Origin of the sequence: Shewanella sp. MF05960 (assembly GCF_050849305.1) — a bacterium.
Classification (GTDB): domain Bacteria; phylum Pseudomonadota; class Gammaproteobacteria; order Enterobacterales; family Shewanellaceae; genus Shewanella.
Window position 1 is genome coordinate 1 of sequence record NZ_JBOZPS010000057.1, and the last position, 1,221, is coordinate 1,221.

2 tRNA genes and 2 rRNA genes are annotated in these 1,221 nt (G+C 42.0%); all 4 read left to right on the forward strand.

Features of this window, described 5'->3' with window-relative positions:
* Positions 1–63 (forward strand): 16S ribosomal RNA (locus ACROAE_RS20545); the annotation flags it as partial.
* Positions 64–279: 216 nt separating this feature from the next.
* A tRNA-Ile gene (locus tag ACROAE_RS20550) sits at positions 280–356 on the forward strand.
* A 137-nt stretch (positions 357–493) separates the two neighbouring features.
* Positions 494–569 (forward strand) — tRNA-Ala (locus tag ACROAE_RS20555).
* 539 nt (positions 570–1,108) lie between these two features.
* Positions 1,109–1,221 (forward strand): 23S ribosomal RNA (locus ACROAE_RS20560); the annotation flags it as partial.

Sequence of the window (1,221 nt, forward strand, 5' to 3'; positions counted from 1 at the left end):
ATGACTGGGGTGAAGTCGTAACAAGGTAGCCCTAGGGGAACCTGGGGCTGGATCACCTCCTTACCTATACGACTAACTCAATACCTAAAGTGCAGCGATGCATGTGAGTGTTCACACAGATTACTTGATAGAAAGAAAGAGAAAGATATCGAAAGGTATTTTTGAGGATTTTGATTGTTAATCAATGCGCTTGAGAAGATAGGGAGGATGTGTAGTTTACTACATGACGACCGAACGACGAAAGCAACGCAGAGTAACGGTTAAAAGACCAAAAAGAATGGGTCTGTAGCTCAGCTGGTTAGAGCGCACCCCTGATAAGGGTGAGGTCGGTGGTTCAAGTCCACTCTGACCCACCAAATCTTCTTTAATTCTACGTTGAATTATACCTCGTTTAGCAAGCTAAACGTCGGCATAAAACATCTTGATTTAAATCGATTTGGCTTCGCCAATCTTATGATTGGTTACTTGATATTAATCTCAACTGCATGTAAATGGGGCTATAGCTCAGCTGGGAGAGCGCCTGCCTTGCACGCAGGAGGTCTGCGGTTCGATCCCGCATAGCTCCACCATTTACTTGTTAGTTCAATTGGTTTGGTCAATACGCTATTAACGCGATTTGGTCACACTGATATAGAACAACAAAAACATGCATTGGTAAGAGATGCCAAAGATAAACGAAATTTTATCTTTGGCTTTTTTAAGCCCGCTCTTTAACAATTTGGAAAGCTGATAGTACTAACTAAAGGCGCATAGATGATGATTCGTTGTCGTTTGTGTGATTACGTTAGTGCGAAAAACGTTAATACGAAAGTATTAACACTTGAGTTCTCAACACACTGTTTAAGTGTCTTGAATATTCTAAAAACTAAGGCGAGTCACACTTCCTGGTCGGGAGTGAGACAAGTAAAAACCAGCTGGTCATGATATGACCCAAGTTTTTCTTATCTTTTGTTTCAACAAAGGATGAGCGCAGTTAATCGCTTATTAGGCAAGGCTTGAAGTTGAACGACGAATGAGTGTAGCAGCGCTACAGGATTGAAGAGTGAAACTGAAAACGCCGCATAATAAGATGAGTAACAAGCGTAAGAAAGACCCATTTGGGTTGTATGGTTAAGTGACCAAGCGTATACGGTGGATGCCTTGGCAGTCAGAGGCGATGAAGGACGTAATAACTTGCGAAAAGCGTTGGCGAGCTAGTAATAAGCATTTGAGCTAACGATA